This is a genomic window from Bradyrhizobium sp. JR4.1 (genome assembly GCF_040548605.1).
In the GTDB taxonomy this organism is placed as follows: Bacteria; Pseudomonadota; Alphaproteobacteria; order Rhizobiales; family Xanthobacteraceae; genus Bradyrhizobium; species Bradyrhizobium canariense.
The window spans coordinates 31,463-48,364 of sequence record NZ_JBEPRY010000019.1; the positions used below are offsets into that span (position 1 = coordinate 31,463).

Annotated in this window: 19 protein-coding genes and 1 tRNA gene; 8 read left to right on the forward strand and 12 right to left on the reverse strand. The window is 64.4% G+C overall.

Annotated features, from left to right (window positions below):
• The first annotated feature begins 146 nt into the window (after nt 1-146).
• Together ABIB90_RS29445 and ABIB90_RS29450 are read left to right on the forward strand one after the other, a co-directional pair.
• Nucleotides 147-1,013 (forward strand): isocitrate lyase/PEP mutase family protein, encoded by an 867-nt coding sequence (locus ABIB90_RS29445; RefSeq protein WP_354201859.1) that lies wholly within the window; start codon nt 147-149, stop codon nt 1,011-1,013.
• Nucleotides 1,010-1,309: an acylphosphatase gene (locus ABIB90_RS29450; RefSeq protein ID WP_007603158.1), complete on the forward strand. Its 300-nt coding sequence runs from the start codon at nt 1,010-1,012 to the stop codon at nt 1,307-1,309. Before ABIB90_RS29445 ends, ABIB90_RS29450 begins: the two co-directional genes overlap by 4 nt.
• An 8-nt stretch (nt 1,310-1,317) precedes the next feature.
• Here the strand turns inward: ABIB90_RS29450 and ABIB90_RS29455 are convergent, their stop codons facing one another.
• Together ABIB90_RS29455 and ABIB90_RS29460 are read right to left on the reverse strand one after the other, a co-directional pair.
• Nucleotides 1,318-2,838, reverse strand: a complete 1,521-nt coding sequence (locus ABIB90_RS29455; protein ID WP_354201860.1) for a PAS domain-containing hybrid sensor histidine kinase/response regulator family protein — start codon at nt 2,836-2,838, stop codon at nt 1,318-1,320.
• Between the two features lie 148 nt (nt 2,839-2,986).
• On the reverse strand, nt 2,987-3,841 hold the full coding sequence (locus ABIB90_RS29460) for a LysR family transcriptional regulator (protein WP_354201861.1): 855 nt from the start codon (nt 3,839-3,841) through the stop codon (nt 2,987-2,989).
• A 112-nt stretch (nt 3,842-3,953) separates the two neighbouring features.
• On the opposite strand from ABIB90_RS29460, the gene ABIB90_RS29465 reads away from it, so the two are divergent.
• Entirely contained in the window at nt 3,954-4,376 is a 423-nt protein-coding gene (locus ABIB90_RS29465; protein WP_354201862.1) for a tautomerase family protein, read from the forward strand.
• Nucleotides 4,377-4,434: 58 nt separating this feature from the next.
• Here ABIB90_RS29465 and ABIB90_RS29470 read toward each other — a convergent pair whose 3' ends face one another.
• On the reverse strand, nt 4,435-5,148 hold the full coding sequence (locus tag ABIB90_RS29470) for a DNA helicase (RefSeq protein ID WP_354201863.1): 714 nt from the start codon (nt 5,146-5,148) through the stop codon (nt 4,435-4,437).
• Between the two features lie 197 nt (nt 5,149-5,345).
• Nucleotides 5,346-6,092, reverse strand: a complete 747-nt coding sequence (lipB, locus tag ABIB90_RS29475) for a lipoyl(octanoyl) transferase LipB (protein ID WP_354201864.1) — start codon at nt 6,090-6,092, stop codon at nt 5,346-5,348.
• Between the two features lie 80 nt (nt 6,093-6,172).
• On the opposite strand from lipB, the gene ABIB90_RS29480 reads away from it, so the two are divergent.
• The gene (locus ABIB90_RS29480; protein ID WP_007603171.1) at nt 6,173-6,415 is read left to right on the forward strand and encodes a FliM/FliN family flagellar motor switch protein; all 243 of its coding nucleotides are present in this window, start codon (nt 6,173-6,175) and stop codon (nt 6,413-6,415) included.
• 185 nt (nt 6,416-6,600) lie between these two features.
• Nucleotides 6,601-6,685 (forward strand) — tRNA-Leu (locus ABIB90_RS29485).
• Between the two features lie 153 nt (nt 6,686-6,838).
• Here the strand turns inward: ABIB90_RS29485 and ABIB90_RS29490 are convergent.
• Nucleotides 6,839-7,660, reverse strand: a complete 822-nt coding sequence (locus tag ABIB90_RS29490; protein ID WP_035994739.1) for a DUF2182 domain-containing protein — start codon at nt 7,658-7,660, stop codon at nt 6,839-6,841.
• A gap of 64 nt (nt 7,661-7,724) precedes the next feature.
• Nucleotides 7,725-8,354: a DUF1326 domain-containing protein gene (locus ABIB90_RS29495; protein ID WP_354201865.1), complete on the reverse strand. Its 630-nt coding sequence runs from the start codon at nt 8,352-8,354 to the stop codon at nt 7,725-7,727.
• A 257-nt stretch (nt 8,355-8,611) separates the two neighbouring features.
• On the opposite strand from ABIB90_RS29495, the gene ABIB90_RS29500 reads away from it, so the two are divergent.
• Nucleotides 8,612-9,220, forward strand: coding sequence for a cysteine hydrolase family protein (locus ABIB90_RS29500; RefSeq protein ID WP_354201866.1), 609 nt, complete (start codon nt 8,612-8,614; stop codon nt 9,218-9,220).
• Between the two features lie 12 nt (nt 9,221-9,232).
• Here the strand turns inward: ABIB90_RS29500 and ABIB90_RS29505 are convergent, their stop codons facing one another.
• The 5 genes from ABIB90_RS29505 to ABIB90_RS29525 form a co-directional block, all read right to left on the reverse strand.
• Complete coding sequence (locus tag ABIB90_RS29505; protein WP_354201867.1) at nt 9,233-10,393, reverse strand: DUF305 domain-containing protein; 1,161 nt, start codon at nt 10,391-10,393, stop codon at nt 9,233-9,235.
• The gene (locus ABIB90_RS29510; RefSeq protein WP_007603181.1) at nt 10,390-10,569 is read right to left on the reverse strand and encodes a CsbD family protein; all 180 of its coding nucleotides are present in this window, start codon (nt 10,567-10,569) and stop codon (nt 10,390-10,392) included. The genes ABIB90_RS29505 and ABIB90_RS29510 overlap by 4 nt, the downstream gene beginning before the upstream one ends.
• A 145-nt stretch (nt 10,570-10,714) precedes the next feature.
• Entirely contained in the window at nt 10,715-12,319 is a 1,605-nt protein-coding gene (locus tag ABIB90_RS29515) for an alpha-amylase family glycosyl hydrolase (RefSeq protein WP_354201868.1), read from the reverse strand.
• A gap of 27 nt (nt 12,320-12,346) precedes the next feature.
• A complete protein-coding gene (locus ABIB90_RS29520) occupies nt 12,347-12,889 on the reverse strand; it encodes a hypothetical protein (RefSeq protein ID WP_354158466.1) in 543 nt (180 codons plus the stop codon).
• Nucleotides 12,890-12,901: 12 nt separating this feature from the next.
• Entirely contained in the window at nt 12,902-14,077 is a 1,176-nt protein-coding gene (locus ABIB90_RS29525) for a zinc-dependent alcohol dehydrogenase (RefSeq protein ID WP_219683989.1), read from the reverse strand.
• 201 nt (nt 14,078-14,278) lie between these two features.
• On the opposite strand from ABIB90_RS29525, the gene ABIB90_RS29530 reads away from it, so the two are divergent.
• Complete coding sequence (locus tag ABIB90_RS29530; protein WP_007603189.1) at nt 14,279-15,061, forward strand: SDR family NAD(P)-dependent oxidoreductase; 783 nt, start codon at nt 14,279-14,281, stop codon at nt 15,059-15,061.
• Between the two features lie 346 nt (nt 15,062-15,407).
• On the opposite strand, the gene ABIB90_RS29535 is transcribed toward ABIB90_RS29530, so the two are convergent.
• A complete protein-coding gene (locus tag ABIB90_RS29535) occupies nt 15,408-15,812 on the reverse strand; it encodes a response regulator (RefSeq protein ID WP_354159278.1) in 405 nt (134 codons plus the stop codon).
• A gap of 82 nt (nt 15,813-15,894) precedes the next feature.
• Here ABIB90_RS29535 and ABIB90_RS29540 point away from each other — a divergent pair, with 82 nt between their 5' ends.
• Complete coding sequence (locus ABIB90_RS29540; protein WP_354201869.1) at nt 15,895-16,902, forward strand: chemotaxis protein CheB; 1,008 nt, start codon at nt 15,895-15,897, stop codon at nt 16,900-16,902.

Consider the following 16,902-nt stretch of genomic DNA (forward strand, 5'->3'; position numbering starts at 1 on the left):
GACTCTTGCGAGGGGTCCACTGACTTCGTCATTGCGAGCGCAGCGAAGCAATCCAGACTGCCTCCGCTGAAAGATTCTGGATTGCTTCGCTGCGCTCGCAATGACGGTGTATGTTGCGGCTGCGTCGCAACAGTTGAGAGGGCACCATGGCCTTTCGTTCCCGCCGCGAAAAACTGCGCTCCATCCTGTCGGGCGGGACTTGCGTCCACCCCGGCTCGGTCTACGACGCCATCTCGATCCGCATCGCCGAGGATCTCGGTTTCCCGCTCGGCATGTTCGGCGGCTCGGTGGCTTCGCTCGCGGTGCTCGGCGACCCCGACATCACGCTGATCACGCTCACCGAGCTTGCCGAGCAGATGCGGCGGATGTCGCGTGCGGCAGCACTTCCGGTGCTGGTCGATGCCGATCACGGCTATGGCAACGCGCTCAACGTGCGCCGCACGGTGCAGGAGCTGGAAACGGCGGGCGCCGCCGGCCTCACCATCGAGGACACGCTGCTGCCGGCTGGCTTCGGCGAAGCGAAGACGCAGCTGATCTCGCTGGAGGAGGGCGTCGGCAAGATGAAGGCGGCACTCGACGGCCGCGGCGATCCTTCGCTCGTCATCATGGGTCGCACCGGTGCGGCCTCGGTCACCTCGATCGAGGATGCGATCCTCCGCGCCAGGGCCTATGAGGCCACCGGCGTCGACGCGCTGTTCTTCACCGGCATCAAGTCGCGCGCCGAGCTCGAGGCCATCGCATCTGCGACGCGCCTGCCGATCGTGCTCGGCGGCGCGCCGGAGGAGTTGAACGTGCTCGAATACCTTGCTGGCCAGCGCGTGCGCATCGCGCTTCAGGGCCACGCGCCGATCGCGGCCGCAACGCAGGCCGTCTACGAGACGCAGAAGGCGCTGCGCGACGGCACTGCGCCGAAGAATCTCAAAGGCCTTCCGTCGTCGGACTTGACCAGCCGCGTCACGCGCGAGGCCGAGGTCAAGGCGCGCAGCGCCGATGTCCTCGGACTGAAACGATGAGCCGGGCGATCCTCCAGGTCATGATCCGCGGCCGCGTGCAGGGCGTCGGCTACCGGGCCTGGCTCGAATATCAGGCGACGACGTGCGGCCTCGAAGGCTGGGTCCGCAACCGCCGTGACGGCAGCGTCGAAGCGCTGTTCGCGGGGCCGCCGAAGCACGTCGCCGACATGGTGGCGCTGTGCCGCCACGGCCCGCCGTCCTCGCGCGTCGACAGTGTCACCAGCGAGACGGCCGATGTCGATGAGCTGAACTTGCGCCGGGCGGGGGAGGCGTTTTCGGTGTTGCCGACGGTGTAGCTGAAGAATTACCGCGGCAGCTTGGCGATCGCTTCGCTCAATTCGTGGATCTCGTAGGGCTTGCGCAGGATCGGGAAATCGCCGCGCACGCCGGCGGCGACTTCGCTGTAGCCGGTGGCGAGCAGGATCGGCAGGCCGGGGCGGATCTGGCGGAGGTGATGGGCGAGGCTGAGCCCGTCCATCTTGCCGGGCATGACGATATCCGAGAACACGAAGTCGACGCCGTTCTTCTCGATCTCGCTCAAAGCGGCTTCGGCGTCCGCGACCCGGCGCACCTGATAGCCGAGCTGCTCCAGAAGACCGATGCTGACGGCGGCGACGTCCGGATTGTCCTCGACCAGCAGCACCGTGCCGCTGCCTTGGAACGCCGGTTCTCCCGCCGCCTCGCGCGACGGTTCGTCTTCTCCGCGCGGCAGGAGAATGGTGAAGGTCGTGCCCTTGCCGAGCGCGCTCGCGACCCGCACCGTGCCGCCGGCCTGATGGGCGAAGCCGTGCACCTGCGAGAGACCGAGGCCGGTGCCCTTTCCGATCGGCTTGGTTGTGAAGAACGGCTCGAAGATCTTGTCGAGAACGTCGGAGGGAATGCCGAGGCCTGTATCGCTAACGTCGATCGCGATGAATTCGCCCACGAGGGGGTCTTCGTCGAGCACGAGATTGCGCGCTGCGATCGTCACCGTGCCTCCGTCGGGCATCGCGTCGCGGGCATTGATGACGAGGTTGAGCAGCGCGGTCTCGAGCTCGGAAACGTCGGTCCTGATCGGCCACACGTCGCCGCTGACGTCGAAGGCCAGGCGCACGGAGCTGCCGACGCCGGCATCGAGCACCTCGCGGATCGCCGCGATGCGGTCGGCGAAGTCGATTGCCTGCGGATTGACGCTCTGCCGCCGTGCGAAGGTGAGGAGCTGGTTGGTCAGCGCCGCGCCGCGCCTGGTGGCGGTCTCGATCGCCGAGATCGCGCGCTGCAGTTTGGCTTCGTCGTCGGCCCCTCGCTTCAGCATGTGCAGGCTGCCGCTGATGATCATCAGGAGGTTGTTGAAGTCGTGGGCGACCCCGCCGGTGAGCTGGCCGAGCGCATCGAATTTCTGGGATTCGGCGAGCTGCTTCTGCATCGCCTCGAGCTTGAGCTGGGTATTGCGGCGCTCGGTGATGTCGCGCGTGATCTTGGCGAAGCCGACCAACTCGCCGGCCTCGTAGATCGGATCGATCACGACGCTCGCCCAGAAGAAGGTGCCGTCCTTGCGGACGCGCCAGCCTTCCTCCTCATAGCGGCCCTTTTCCCGCGCGATGCCGAGCGCACGGGCGGGCTTGCCGTTGGCGCGGTCGGTCTCGGTGTAGAAACGGGAAAAGTGCTGGCCGAGGATCTCCCCGGGCGAATAGCCCTTGATGCGCTCGCCGCCGATGTTCCAGCTGGTGATCCTCCCGGTGGGATCCAGCATGTAGAGCGCGTAGTCCGCAACTCCTTCAACTAAGAGCCGGAAACTGCGTTCGCTTTCGAACAAGTCCCTCTGCTGACTAGACTTCTCGACCATTCCCGGACCCTGCCTCAACGGGGGCAAACGCAGCACGTGGCGGATTGTTCCCGGAGTTTGGAACATTTTTAGGCAACATTGCGAGCCCGTATGCAGGACGCAAACCAGCAGACGGTCGCAGCATTAGAGGCGATCTTGTAAAGCAGGGTCAGACCGCCGCCACGCTCCGAAACGTCGCCGCTACCGCGCGCAATGCCGCGAGCTTGGCGGGATCGCTGACCTTCGAATGGAGCATCACCTTCGAGCTGCCGAGTTTTGGCAGCGTGTTGGCGAGGCCGACATCGACCAGCCCGGGGGGCGCGATCCGTCGCGCCAGCGGCGCGATTGCAAGTCCGGCGAGCGCGGCTGCAACCACGGCGGTGACGCCGCCGCCGACGAAGCGCTCACGCCATTTCAGGCCGGCCTTGTCGAGCGCGCGCACGGCGATGGCGCGGACCCCGCAGGGCGGGGCGAGCGTCGCGAGCGGCAAAGGCTGCCCCTTTGGCACGGTGAAGCGTCTCGATGCGAACCAGCCGAATTCGTCCTCGGCCAGCTTCTCTCCGCCGCGTCGGCTGCCTTCCTGGCGCACGATCACCGCATCCAGTTGGCCAGCATCATAGGCCTCCTGCATCTCGCGCGAGAAGCCGATGGTGACGGCGAGCGTGAGGTTCGACGACATTGCATGCAGGCGTTCGAGCAGGGGTACCAGCTCCGGCCCCGCAGCATGGTCGGAGATGCCGAGCGAGAGCGACTGCGCGACTGAGGCCTCGCCCGATAGCGCGCGATCATGCGCCGCGATCAGCGCGCGGGCGCGATCGAGGAACGTCGCGCCGTCTGCCGTGAGCCGGACCGCGCGTGGCGAGCGCTCGACGAGACGTTTTCCCAGCAGCGTCTCTAGCCGTTGCAGCTTGAGGCTGACGGCCGCCTGAGTCGTGCCAAGCGCTTCGGCGGTGCGCGTAAAACTCTGGAGGTCGGCGACCAGCAGGAAGGCCTGGACGGTGGCGATGTCGAGCGTTGCTGTCATTACGATATCTTATCACTGGTATCAACAGAGATAAGATACCAAAATGTCGATGGCGGGTCTAGCTTCTCCCCAACGCCGCGCAACACCTGCGCGACATCCGAGGAGAACGACCATGCCGCTGATCACCGTGTCCTACACCACCTCCCGCCAGTCGCCCTCGCTGAAGGCCGACGTCGCGAGCGCCGCATCCGAGCTCACCGCAAAAATCCTGCACAAGGATCCTGAGGTCACCGCCATCATCGTGAAGTCGGTGGAGGCGGGCGACTGGTTCGCCGGCGGCAAGTCGCTCGCGGAGCAAAAGCTCGCGAGCTACTGGATCGACATCCACGTCAGCGAAGGCACCAACACCAAGGACGAGAAGGCCGCCTATCTCGCCGCGATGTTCCAGCGCATGGCCGGGATCCTGGGCCCGCTGCATCACGAGACCTATCTGCATGTCGACGAGGTCAAGGGCGACGCCTATGGCTTTGGCGGCCTGACCCAGGAGCGGCGCTACATCGCCGGCAAGCTCGAGGTCTCGCCGGAGAAGGCATGAGGAGCGAGGCCGCGGGTGAACAACCGCACCCGCGGCCTCAACCGGCTGCCAGGGATCGTCAGCTCGCTATGCGAAACTGAACTTCGTCCTTGTTCAGGAAACAGGTCTTGTCGAACAGCTTCAAATCGAGTGGGTTCGGCAGCCTGACATCGTCCAGGTCAGGGCAGGATTTGAGCGAGGGATCATAGGAACGGTCGATCTGCGAGATGAAGACGACGATCAATCCCTTGTCGCGCGCGAATGATTTCAACGCGCGCACCTGAACGGTGAGGTCGGGATTTTCCCGCCGCTGATCGAGCAGTTGCAGATAGTCGATCACCACGACCGTGCCGCGCGGTGCTGCGGCCATCTGCTTGACGACGTAATCGGCACTGATGACGTCGGAGCAATCGACCTCGAAGAGTTGTTCGAATTGCGCTGGATCCGCGCCGATCGCCCGAAAACGATCCAGAACGTCTTTCTCGGTGTATTCGAGCGAGAAGAACGCGGCGCGGTGGCCCGACCGCATCGCCTCCACGGCAAGCCCGAGGCTCATCAGGGTCTTGCCCTGGCCGGGGCGCGCGCCGACCAGCACCAGGTCACCCGGTTGGAATTGCGGGAAAAGCCTGTTGGCCGGCGTCGCTGCGGCAGCTTTCGCCGCGAGCATGCTCCAGGCGGAAAATCCTTCCGTCGCGGCGATACGGTCGAGCGCATCGTGCAGCGGAATGCCTTCCCCGCGGGACAGGCGCTTCGCTCTTCGCTTCAGATGATAGATGGGTGCAGACAGTCTCATCGCTAAACCTCCCATTGCGAGCTGAAACGCAACCCCTCCTTATGCCTGGCGCTCGAACAGTCGGTCCGATGATCAATTCGCCCGGTATGAAATGTACTTTCCCGGCGGAGGGGGGAGGCGTGGGCGACACCGGAATCGAGCGTAGCCGATTCCGCGTCGGCGGAAAACGAGAGAGGCGAGGCGCTCTACAGAAAGCGTTAGACGGCTTCCGGCATCAGCGCCCGGGTCGGCCCGAACAGCTCCTCGAAGGCCTGCCGGAGCGCGACGTCGACATCGGCCATCGTCACGAGCTGGCCGAGATCGACCAGCGAGGTGACGCCGTAGCGGGGGTCGGCGACGCCGCAGGGCACGATGCCGGCGAAATGCGACAGCTCCGGCTCGACATTGATCGCGATGCCATGAAACGAGACCCAGCGCTTCAGCCGGACGCCGATGGCCGCGATCTTGTCCTCGTGCTCGGGTCCCTTGTCGGGCCGCTTCACCCAGACGCCGACCCGGTCCTCGCGCCGCTCGCCACGGATGTTGAACGCGGCGAGCGTCCGCAGAATCAGCTCTTCCAGGCTCGCGACATAGGCCCGGACATCCGGCCGGCGGCGCTTCAGGTCGAGCATGACATAGGCCACGCGCTGGCCGGGCCCGTGATAGGTGAGCTGGCCGCCGCGCCCGGTGGCAAAGGTCGGGAATCGGGCATCGAGCAGGTCGGTGGCCTTGCCCGAGGTGCCGGAGGTGTAGAGCGGGGGGTGCTCCAGCAGCCAGACCAGCTCCGGGGCTTCACCGGCCGCGATCGCCGTGACGCGCGCCTCCATGTCAGCCACGGCCTCCGGATAGGGCACGGGCGCGTCCGAAATCCGCCACTCCACGGGCTCGCCCGAGGAGGCGGAAAACGGCGTCAAATCGAGCTCTTGACGCTGGTTTTGGCGGGGGTTTCGAGGTGAATTAACCATTGGCTAACCATAACCAGGTGATGATCGCAGGCGCAAATTCCAAGTCCCTAGTCCTAGTCCCAAGTTGCGGTGGTCCTGAAGTGCCTACTCTCGACAAAGTCACCGTGGATCTCATGGTCGTCCTCGGGACGACCACCATGCCGATCCATCAGGTATTACGTCTTTCCCGCGGCGCCATCATCGAGCTGGACGCAACCGAGGCCGACGAGGTCAAGGTTTTGGCCAATAATCTGCCGGTCGCCTCCGGCGTCGTGCTGGTCGACCGCAACCGCATCGCGGTCGAGGTCAAGCAGATGCTGCCACGTATCCCGGGCACGCGGTAGCGGCCTGGGCACGCGGTAGCGGTCTGGCAGGGCGGAAAAGGCCGATCCCGGCGCAACGAGCCGGAACTTTCCTGCAAAGCTTGTGGAATTCAGGGCCTTTGGAGGCTTGTACCCCTCTGGCGGATTTGTTAGATCGGCGCCGTTGATCCGGTTGGCCTTCAAGCCTCAAGCCGGCATCCCCAAAAGCGCTCGTGGCGGAATTGGTAGACGCGCTGCCTTGAGGTGGCAGTGAGTAAAATCGTGGGGGTTCGAGTCCCTCCGAGCGCACCAAGCAAACAGACACGCGAGGGATCTTTTCGCGATCTTCAGTGCCCGCCAGATTCGCACTACGAAGCCTGGAATGGGGTCTCCAGAAGTCTCCGATTTTTGATCTCCCGGCCGAGGGTTCGCTCCGTCGGCGCGGTCCTCGTTCGCGACCCGTCATCACTGCGGCAAGGTCAGCAGGAGCCACGTGCCCGCGGCCACACAGGCGATGCCGGCAGCGCGCGCGATCCAGCGTCCGACCGGCGTGACTTTCTCCAAAAGTACAAGCAACGATAAAAGCGCGATCCAGAGTACGTTCATCACGCCGCCCACGAACAACAGCGCCATCAAAACCCAGCAGCAGCCGACACAATAACCGCCATGCCGAAAGCCCAGCAGCACGCATCCTCGCAGCTCGCTGCGAAAGCCGCCGTGGCGCATCAGGAATAGAAACGGCGACTGGCATTGGGCGAGACAGACGTCTTTGAGCCGCGTCCATTGATAGATGCCCGCCGCGATCAGCACGATGGCTCCAAGCACGTTGCTCGCGATCGCCATCCGGGAATTCAGCAGGGCGGCCCGCTCGATCGCCCATTGGAGCAAGGTGGCTGCCAGCGAAAAGCCGCACCAGGCGAAAAGATAACCGGCGGCAAACCAGCCGGTCGCGGCGAATGGCTTGCCTTGCGCTTTGCCCTGTCGGCCTACGCGGGCGTACATCAGGATCATGGGCGCGGCCGAGGGAGCCATCATTCCGATCATCATCACCGCCCACATCAGGAACACATAGGCGAACTCGATCGTTCGCCACGGCGCGTTGGCCGGCAGCATGATTCCGGTCCCGGCCGGGATCATCCGGAACTCGGTCATGTCCATGCCGCCCATGTCCATGTCGTTGGCGAGCCAGAGCACATAGCTCCATGCCAGCGCGACAATGACGCCGATCGCGCCGCCGACGATCCAGCGATCGCGCCGCAGCACGGCTTCCATGGGGCTGTCCGTCATTTGCGATCGATGTTGTGCGATCGATGTCGCCGGCCGCCGATGCAGGCCGGTATCGGGAGTTACATCAAGCCTGGTTCGACCAGCGAATCGGCGCATAGAGGCCGTTTCTGCCGGAATTATCCCAGCGCATGCCATGATCGCTGAAGGTATTGCCGGCGGCGCCAACGGCCATCACCATTGCGTCGGGGCTGACCGGATGGCCGATGTTCGTCCACATCTCGCCGCTCGGATGCATGGTCGGTAGCGGATCGACCGACATGTGCAGGATGCCGGGGATTTCCGCGGACCGCGTCTTGCCGTCGATCCGGAACGTGATCGGGACCTTGCGCACCCCGAGGTTCTTGCTGATCAGCGGCGCGAACGCAGCCATGGGACCACCGGCGCCGCCGGTGAAGATTGCAGCCAAGGCCTCGGTCTGGTCATCGTTGGCGCGCTGATCGATATAGGCGGCGACCGACCAGTCTCCGTCCGCCATCACCCCAGGTGCGTGGAGGATGACGAGCACATTCAGCTCATCGAGCGCGATATCGCCATAGCGGCCGGTCTCGATGTGGAAGATCAGCGGTACTTTGCAGAAGCCCTCAGTCGGTCGCGCGGTCAACGGGGGCGCCGCCGACACCAGGCAGGGACACACGATGCTGCAACTGCAATTCTCGAAATAGTCACCGGAAAGGTGCCATGGGACATCCGCCATTGCTGTCTCCCGCTTGGCCGAACCCGATAGATGCTTTCGAATGAGCTACGTAGAGTTGAAAATTACGCTTGGTTGGGAAGCGGCGCAAGCCGATTCCACCGACGCCGGGCTTCTCTGGATTGGTCTGCGTCGGCAAGCACTTCCTCCGGAGCGGATGACCGGGGAACGATGGCCGTCGGAATCGCATTGCAGTCGGTGAGCTCGCTGCGGAAATGCCGGCTCCCGGCGCGCGGCCATGTTCCTGATGGTGAAAGACGATGAGAGACAGCGCGTCGGAAGTGACCGACATCAGCGACGCCGTTCACTTGTGCATCGACATGCAGAACATTTTCGCTCCTGGCGGTCTCTGGGAGACGCCATGGATGGCGAGGGTCTTGCCGACGATCGCCTCGATCGTTTCGCGCCATCAGGCCAGAACGATCTTCACGCGATTCATCACGCCCGAGGACCCGGAAGATCGGCCCGGACAGTGGCAGCGCTATTTTCGTCGCTGGCGCGAAGCGACCCGCAAACATCTGCCGCCATCCGGTCTCGAACTCGTGCCGGCCCTGAGCCGCTTCGTTCCGCCGGCTGTCGTCATCGACAAGCCGGCCTATTCGGCATTCAGCAGTCCCGGCCTCGCGAGTCTGCTGATCGAGAAGAATGTCGGCACGGTCGTCATCACCGGGGCGGAGACGGACGTCTGCGTGCTCTCGACGGTCTTGAGCGCCGTCGATCTCGGCTTTCGGGTCGTCATCATCGAGGATGCGCTGTGCAGCTCGTCCGACGTCGGCCATGATGCGCTCATGACGATGTACCGCACCCGCTTTCACGGCCAGGTCGACCTGATGACCGCCGAGGAATTGGCGGAGTTCTGGCGGGAGTAGGGGACGATCCGCTCAATTGACATTGTCGCCGAGCATATTGTGGAAGGCGGTGGCGACGGCGGCAATGCCGCTGGCGCCGTGCATCAGCGCGATCTCGCCCTGCTGCTCGTGGCGGATGGCGTGGGCCATCACACGCAGGCGCAGATCGCCGCCGCTATGCCACATCTGGTCGGCCATCCTGACCGCGCCGGCGTGATGCTTGCTCATGGTCTCGACGAACAGCGCGTCGAATCGGTCCGCCGGCGCGGCCTTGACCTGCCGCATCTCGGCCTGTGTCAGGAAGCCCGGCATGGCGGCACGTTCGTCCGAGCTGCAATCGGGCATCTCGGTGTCGAACCAGCTCAGCCACCACGTTTCGAAAATCCGGTTCTCGCCGGTCTGGCTTGCGACCATCAGCATCGCCAGCTTTCGCAGATGCGGGTCCTGTGCGCGCTCTGCGGCAATCCGCGCCAGCGCGATGCCCTGGGCGTGATGCGCGGTCATGTGACGGATGTAAGTCTGGTCGGCGTCCCTGTCGCGGCCCATCCACGGCGGCTCGTAACCATGGCTGCCGAACAACGCGGCCGCGCCGAGCAGTGCGATCAAAGCCAGCGCGCCGGTGATCCAGGCGTTGGTGAAGCGAACATCGCGCGCGGGTGCCGCGCCTCGTCTCCAGCGCAACCGGGCGAACAGGGGGTACATCACCGCCGAGGAGCTGTGGACGAGCAGGCCGATCCAGTAGGGCTGCTGCAGCGTGAACAGCGGCTGCCAGAACGGAAACAGCGGCACCAGCACGAACCATTCCATGCTTGACGAGAACACGGCCCAGGGCAGCGCGAGCAGCAGGATCGTGAGCGGCCGCAGGTCGGCGGTCCAGCGCCCGAGCACACCGAAGAACACCAGCGCCCAGGAGAAATCCGCCCATTGGTGGAAGGCGATCCCTGCAAGGATCGCGCTCCACGACGGCTCTGCGCTGATCGCCCAATCGCGTGCGGGGATGGCGGCCACCGTCAGCCAGTCGACGGCGGCATCGCGTCCGATGCGCGCGGCGAAGAGCTGGCTGACGATGGTCGAGAAGGTGCTGCTGATCAGGCCGAGTTCGGCAGCGGCGACCCAGCGCGAGCGTCGCCGTGAGGCGCCTTTATCACCGGTGCGAATTGAATTGGAAATGGTCGACGGCGCGGCGGCGTTCACGTCAGCTGATTGAGTTTCTTCAACGGATTGAGTTCGCTCGGCTTGCTCTGTTCGTCCCGGCCGCGCTCCGCTTGCTCCTTGCCTTCCTCATGGAGATCCTGATCGCCGACGATCTCGCCGACGGCCTGTTTCGCCTTGCCAGCGATCCGCTGACCGAGGCCCTTGGTCTTGCTCATGGTCTGCCTCCAGGCTCACGCCGCCACCCCGGCGCTTGAAGGGGGATGAGCGCCAGGGCCGCGGTTTCGTCTGTTCGGCCTCCGGCAGGGGGGACGTCGGAAGCGTTGAATGAGACTCTCTGACGCGCTGATGGTTCCTCGGCCGTCATCGTGCGTCGAGTGCAATGATCACGCCTTCATTGCCGCGGAGCAGGATGGAGGCGTCCGGCAACGGCTCGGACGGCAGGTCGAGATGCGTGGATATCAGCAGGCGGCCGCGACCTTGCCAGTGCCATTTCCGCGGCTCGGCGGCGATGTTGAGCGCGACCAGAATGTCGTTGCCGCCATCCGTCCGCCTGTAGGCCAGAACGTCGTTCTGCGAGCGTAGTGGCTCGTAGCCGCCGTGAAGCAGGCACGCGTGCTCGCGCCGCAGCGTCATCAGCGCGCGAAACAGCGCCAGGATCGAACGTGGGTCGCGCTGCTGCGTGGCCACGTTGGCCGCGCCGTCGGGCGGCTCGAGCGGCAGCCATGGATCGCCGGTTGTAAAGCCGCCGTTGCTGCTGTCATCCCATCGCATCGGCGCGCGTTCGGGATCGCGGCAAAGGCCATACCCCGGCACGAGCTTCTCGAAGGGATCGTGGACGCGGTCGGGCGGAATGGGAACGCGCTTGCGGCCGATCTCGTCGCCCATGAAGAAGAACGGCGTTCCCCGCAGTGTCATCAACAGCATCGCCAGCACGCGCATTTGCGCGTCGCCGATCGTGCTCGCGATTCGCTGCTTGTCGTGGCCACCGATCACCCAGACCGGCCATGCATGATCCGGGATAGCGTTGAAATACGCGTCGATCGTTGCTTGCAGGGACAGCGCGTCCCATTGCGAGTCCAGCAGCGCGAAATTGAGCGGTAGATGCAGGCGCGGTCGGTCGTTGCCGTAGAAGTGGCCGATGCGGTCGGTCTTGCCCTGGACTTCGCCGCACAACATTCGTCCCGGATACCCGTCGATCACCTCGCGGATGAATTCGATGCAATCCATCGTCTCCGGGCGATCGTCGGTAAAGACGGGCGTCTGGCGCTGCGGCGGCGGCTTGCCTTTCGCTCGCGGGTTATGCGGATTGTCGCGCAGCAGCGCGTCCTTGATCAGGACCGCGCTGGCGTCGACGCGGAAGCCGTCGACGCCGCGATCGAGCCAGAAGCGCATGACATCGGCGATCGCGGCGCGCAGCTGCGGGTTGCGCCAGTTCAGATCGGGCTGTTCGACCAGGAAGGAATGATAGTAATATTGCCGCCGCGCCTCGCACCATTCCCAGCCGCTGCCGCCGAAGCGGCTCAGCCAGTTGTTGGGCGGACCACCGTTCTCGGCCGCGTCGGCCCAGATGTACCAATCGGCCTTCGCGCTGTTCCGTGAGCTGCTGCTCTCGACGAACCAGGCGTGATCGTTCGCAGTATGGTTGGGCACGAGATCGAGAATCAGGCGGATCCCCGCCGCGTGCAGGGCCTTGAGCAGGCGGTCGAACGCGTCGAGGTTGCCGAACGCAGGCTCGATGGAGCAGTAGTCCGAGATGTCGTAGCCGAGGTCGCGGAACGGGCTCTTGGAGATCGGCGTCAGCCACACCGCGTCGACGCCGAGCCATTTCAGATAGTCGATGCGCGATGTCAGGCCGGCAAGGTCGCCCTTGCCGTCACCGTCCGAGTCCTGGAACGAGATCAGTGCGATTTCGTAGATGACGGCGGATTCCCACCACGCACCTTCGTTACGGGACGCCTCGCTCATTGCCTTACATCACCTCGTCGTGCGTCCTCAGGTCCGCCCCGCCGTGGCGTGCGCTGCGATCTGCTTGGCAGCGGTTCGGGCGCCCTCGATGCCCTTGGGATAGCCGCTGCGGTTCGGATACAGCTTGCGCCGCTCGTCGCGCGGCGGCCGCCGCGGCTTGGTGTCTTGCGCGGCGCGGTAGTCGAGCATCGCGATGCCGCCGACCATCAGCAGCGCCAGCGCGATATTGCCCTTTTTGGGATTGTCCGCGGTCAGCCCCGAGAGCAGCGCGGCGGCATCGAGGCCGTCACCGCCGACGCGGGCCCACAGGCCAGCGTTCTTGTCGACGGAGAGCGACATGATCCCGGCCAGGATCTCCCGCACGCCGAAGGCGCGGACCAGCGTCTCATGGCCTTCCATGCCCAGCGTTTCCGTGACGCGCCGCGGCGCGAAGAATTCGACGACGCCGAGGCCAATGCTGAACCAGCCGAGCGCACGCGCGAGCTGGTCTTCGGTCCGCTTCAGGCTCGGGCCGCCGGCGACGATCTTGGGGTCGCCCTTGGTGCGAACGATGTTGGAGAAATGAAACATGGATATTGCTCCTCAGGGCTTCAGCACGACCTTGACGCAGGAGTCGCGCTTGTCGCGAAACACCTGATACATCTCGGGGCCTTGGCTGAGCGGGACGGTGTGGGTAATGACGAAGGACGGATCGATCTGGCCTTCCTCGATGCGATGGAGCAAATCGTCGGTCCAGCGGTTGACGTGAGTCTGGCCGGTGCGCATGGTCAGGCCCTTGTTCATGAAGGCGCCCATCGGAAGCATGTCGGAGAATCCGCTGTACACGCCCGGCACCGAGATGATGCCGCCGGGCCGGCACACATAGATCATCTCGCGAAGAACATGCGGCCGGTCGCTCTCCACCATCACCATCTGCTTGGCGCGGTCGAGCAGCGTGTCGGGCAGGGAGGCCATCACATGCGACTCCATCCCGACGCAATCGATACACTTCTCAGGGCCTCTGCCGTCGGTGAGCTCCTCGAGCCGTTCCAGAACGCTCTCGTTTTCGAAGTTGATGGTGGTGGCGCCGCCGGCTTCGGCCATGCTGAGCCGCTCGGGCAGGCAGTCGATCGCGATCACCTGGTTGGCGCCGAGCAGGATGGCGCTGCGGATCGCCATCTGTCCCACGGGCCCGCAGCCCCAGATCGCGACCGTGTCGGTCGGCTCGATGTCGCATTGCACGGCTGCCTGCCAGCCGGTCGGGAAGATGTCGCTGAGAAACAGCAGCTGCTCGTCGGGAATGCCGGCGGGCACCTTGATATGGGTGGCATCGGCGAACGGCACGCGCAGATATTCGGCCTGACCGCCCGGATAGCCGCCGGTCAGATGCGTATAGCCGAACAGGCCGGCGCCCGAATGACCAAACGCCTTTTCCGCGAGATGACTCTTGCGATTGGTGGTTTCGCAGACCGAGAAATTGCCGCGCTTGCACTGGTCGCATTCGCCGCAAATGATGGTGAAGGGAACGACGACGCGGTCGCCCTTCTTCAGCTTGCCGTCGACGCCGGAGCCGACCTCGACCACTTCGCCCATGGTCTCGTGGCCCATGATGTCGCCGGGCAGCATGCCCGGAATGTAATTGTGAAAGAGGTGCAGGTCCGAGCCGCAGATGGCGCAGCTCGTGACTTTGATGATGGCATCACGCGGATCCTGAATCTCAGGATCGGTGACGGTGTCGCAGCGAATGTCTTCCTTGCCGTGCCAAACCAGCGCCTTCATCTCTGTCCTCCCGCGAGCTACGAGGCATCCAAGTCGAACAACGAACGATGGTTGCTATCGCACGTGGAAAATCTTCGCACCGCACAGTCTTCGGCGGGAGGTTTGCTTCGGCGGGAGGTTTGGCCTGGATAGGAACGAGAGGCGGTTGCAGCCATTGGAGCGTCATCAACGTCATCGCGAGAATACGAGAAGGATATGCTCATGCCCGCCAATCAACTTGCCGTCGTCACCGGCGCCTCCACCGGCATCGGCCTGGAACTCGCAAGATGCTGTGCCCAGGCAGGTTTCAACCTTGTCATCGCGGCGGATGAGCCCGAGATCGAGAGGGTGGCCGTCGATCTCCGCAGGCTCGGCGCCAGCGTCGAGCCAGTCGAGGCCGATCTCGCTACCACCGACGGCGTCGACAAGCTCTGCGCCGCGGTCGGCGACCGGCCGATCGACGCGCTGCTGGCCAATGCCGGCGTCGGCCTCGGCAAGGCATTCCTCGATCAGGATTTTGCCAGGATCAAGCACGTCGTCGACACCAACATCACCGGCACGCTGTATCTGATCCATCGCGCCGGCAACGAGATGCTCCGCCGCAATTCGGGCCGTATCCTGATCACCGGCTCGGTTGCCGGATTCACGCCGGGCAGTTTTCAGGCGGTCTACAACGCCAGCAAGGCGTTTCTCGATTCATTCTCTTTCGCGCTCCGCGAGGAGCTGCGCGACAGCGGCGTCACCGTTACCTGTCTGATGCCGGGCGCCACCGAAACGGAGTTCTTCCGCCGCGCCGACATGATGGACACAAAGGTCGGCACCGAGCAGAAGGATAGTGCCTACGACGTCGCGAAGGCCGGCTTCGACGCCATGTTGCGCGGCGAATCCGACATCGTGACGGGAATGAAGAACAAGATCCAGACCACAATCGCCAACGTCACGCCGAACGAGATGTTGGCCAAGCAACATCGCAAGATGGCGGAGCCGGGCACGGCGAAGTCGTAGAACGAGGCTCTCGCAATCTCTGCTGGGCGGTGCGGCCGATCCCGCAGACAGACACAAAGGAGCACGCCGATTCACATAGCCTAATGCGCAAAGCTCCCCGAGCCCTCAGACTGGTTCGGCTGGAAAAAGGGGGCTGCGATGCCGATGGATCGCGTCGAACAGGCCTTTGTCGCAACGGCAATCACGGGTTTTCTGGTGATGATGGCGGCGATCGTCTGGATGATGATGGGCTGATACCGGGGAGGGCTGCTGTTTGCGGATCGCATTGCCCTATGCTGCGGTGCTTTTGTGCCTGGCGGTGACCGCTTGGCTCGCTTTCGCGCATCTGTTCTGATCGCCGTCCGGCTCAACCGTTCGGATCGGAGATGAGCGCCGCCAGCCGCTGCGCCATCGCAGGCAGATCGATCGGTTTCTCCAGGATGGGCACGTCGTGGAATTCCGGACTGATCGTGACCTTGTCGTATCCGGTCGTAAAAATGAAAGGTATGTTCCGGGCCTTCAGTTCGCGCGCCACGGGAAAGATCATTTCACTGCGGATGTTCACGTCGAGCACCGCGGCATCCAGGATGCCGCCGTCACGCAGGATACTGAGCGCGTCATCGAGATCACCGACCGGCCCCGCGACCTCTGCACCGAGCGCCTGACATGCCTTGCCGATGTCATCGGCGAGAAAATATTCGTCCTCGACAATGAAGATGCGCCGCCCGCTGAGCGGCGACTGTGGACCTGACGATCCAGCCGAAATCGCCATGGTACCTTCCATCCCTTGCCTTCCATAGGAACATTGGGCGGTGACCCGCCTTGGTATAACGATACAACCGATAGTGGGTTCCATGAGCAACCGCGACATCATCGTCATAGGTGGCTCGGCCGGCGCGACCGCGCCGCTGAAGCAGATCCTCGGCCGTCTCCCGCCCGATCTGCCCGCGGCGGTGTTCATCGTGCTGCACATCCCGGCGCAGGGCATCGGCATTCTCTCGACGGTCGCCAGCAGCGCCGGCCCGCTCCCGGTCCGGCAGGCCGAAAACGGCATGAAGATCGAGCCCGGCCAGGTTTATCTGGCCGCACCGGACCATCATCTGCTGCTGTCCGAGGATCACGTGTTCCTCGGGCGCGGTCCGCGCGAGAACATGGTCCGGCCGGCCATCGACGCCCTGTTCCGCTCGGCCGCCATCAACTACGGCCCGCGCGTCATCGGTGTGCTCCTCAGCGGCCTGTTGTCCGACGGTGCGGCCGGTCTCAACGCCATCAAGCGTTGCGGCGGAATCTCGGTGGTTCAGGACCCCTCGGACGCGATCGCCGATGAAATGCCAAGAAGCGCCCTGGAGGCGACCATCATCGATCTTTGCGTCCCTGGCGCCGGCATGGGCGACGTTCTGTCCGATCTCGCCAGGGAGGTTGCGGGTGCCGCGCTGCCGATCCCGCCCGAGATCCGGCTCGAGGTCGAGATCGCGGCGGGCGAACGGATCGGCAGTGACAAGCTCCTCTCGGTGGCTGATCCGGTTGCACTGACCTGTCCGGCCTGCGGGGGCGTGTTGTCCGAGATCAAGGAGTCGCACCCGATGCGTTTCCGTTGCCAGGTCGGTCACGCCTACGCCGCCGACATCCTCGCAAAAGAGCAGGAGGGGCAAGTGGATGAAGCCCTGCGGGTCGCACTGCGCATCATCGAGGAGCGGGCTGAGTTGGTGCAGCGCATGGCCTCGGACGGACGGCGCAACGGCCGGCCTGCGGTTGCAGAGATGTACCAGGCGCGGGCTGCCGAATATCGCGAATATGCCGACATGATCCGGCGCGTGGTGCTAAAGTCGCTCGATCCTCCGGTTCGCAAGCGGGAGGCCTGA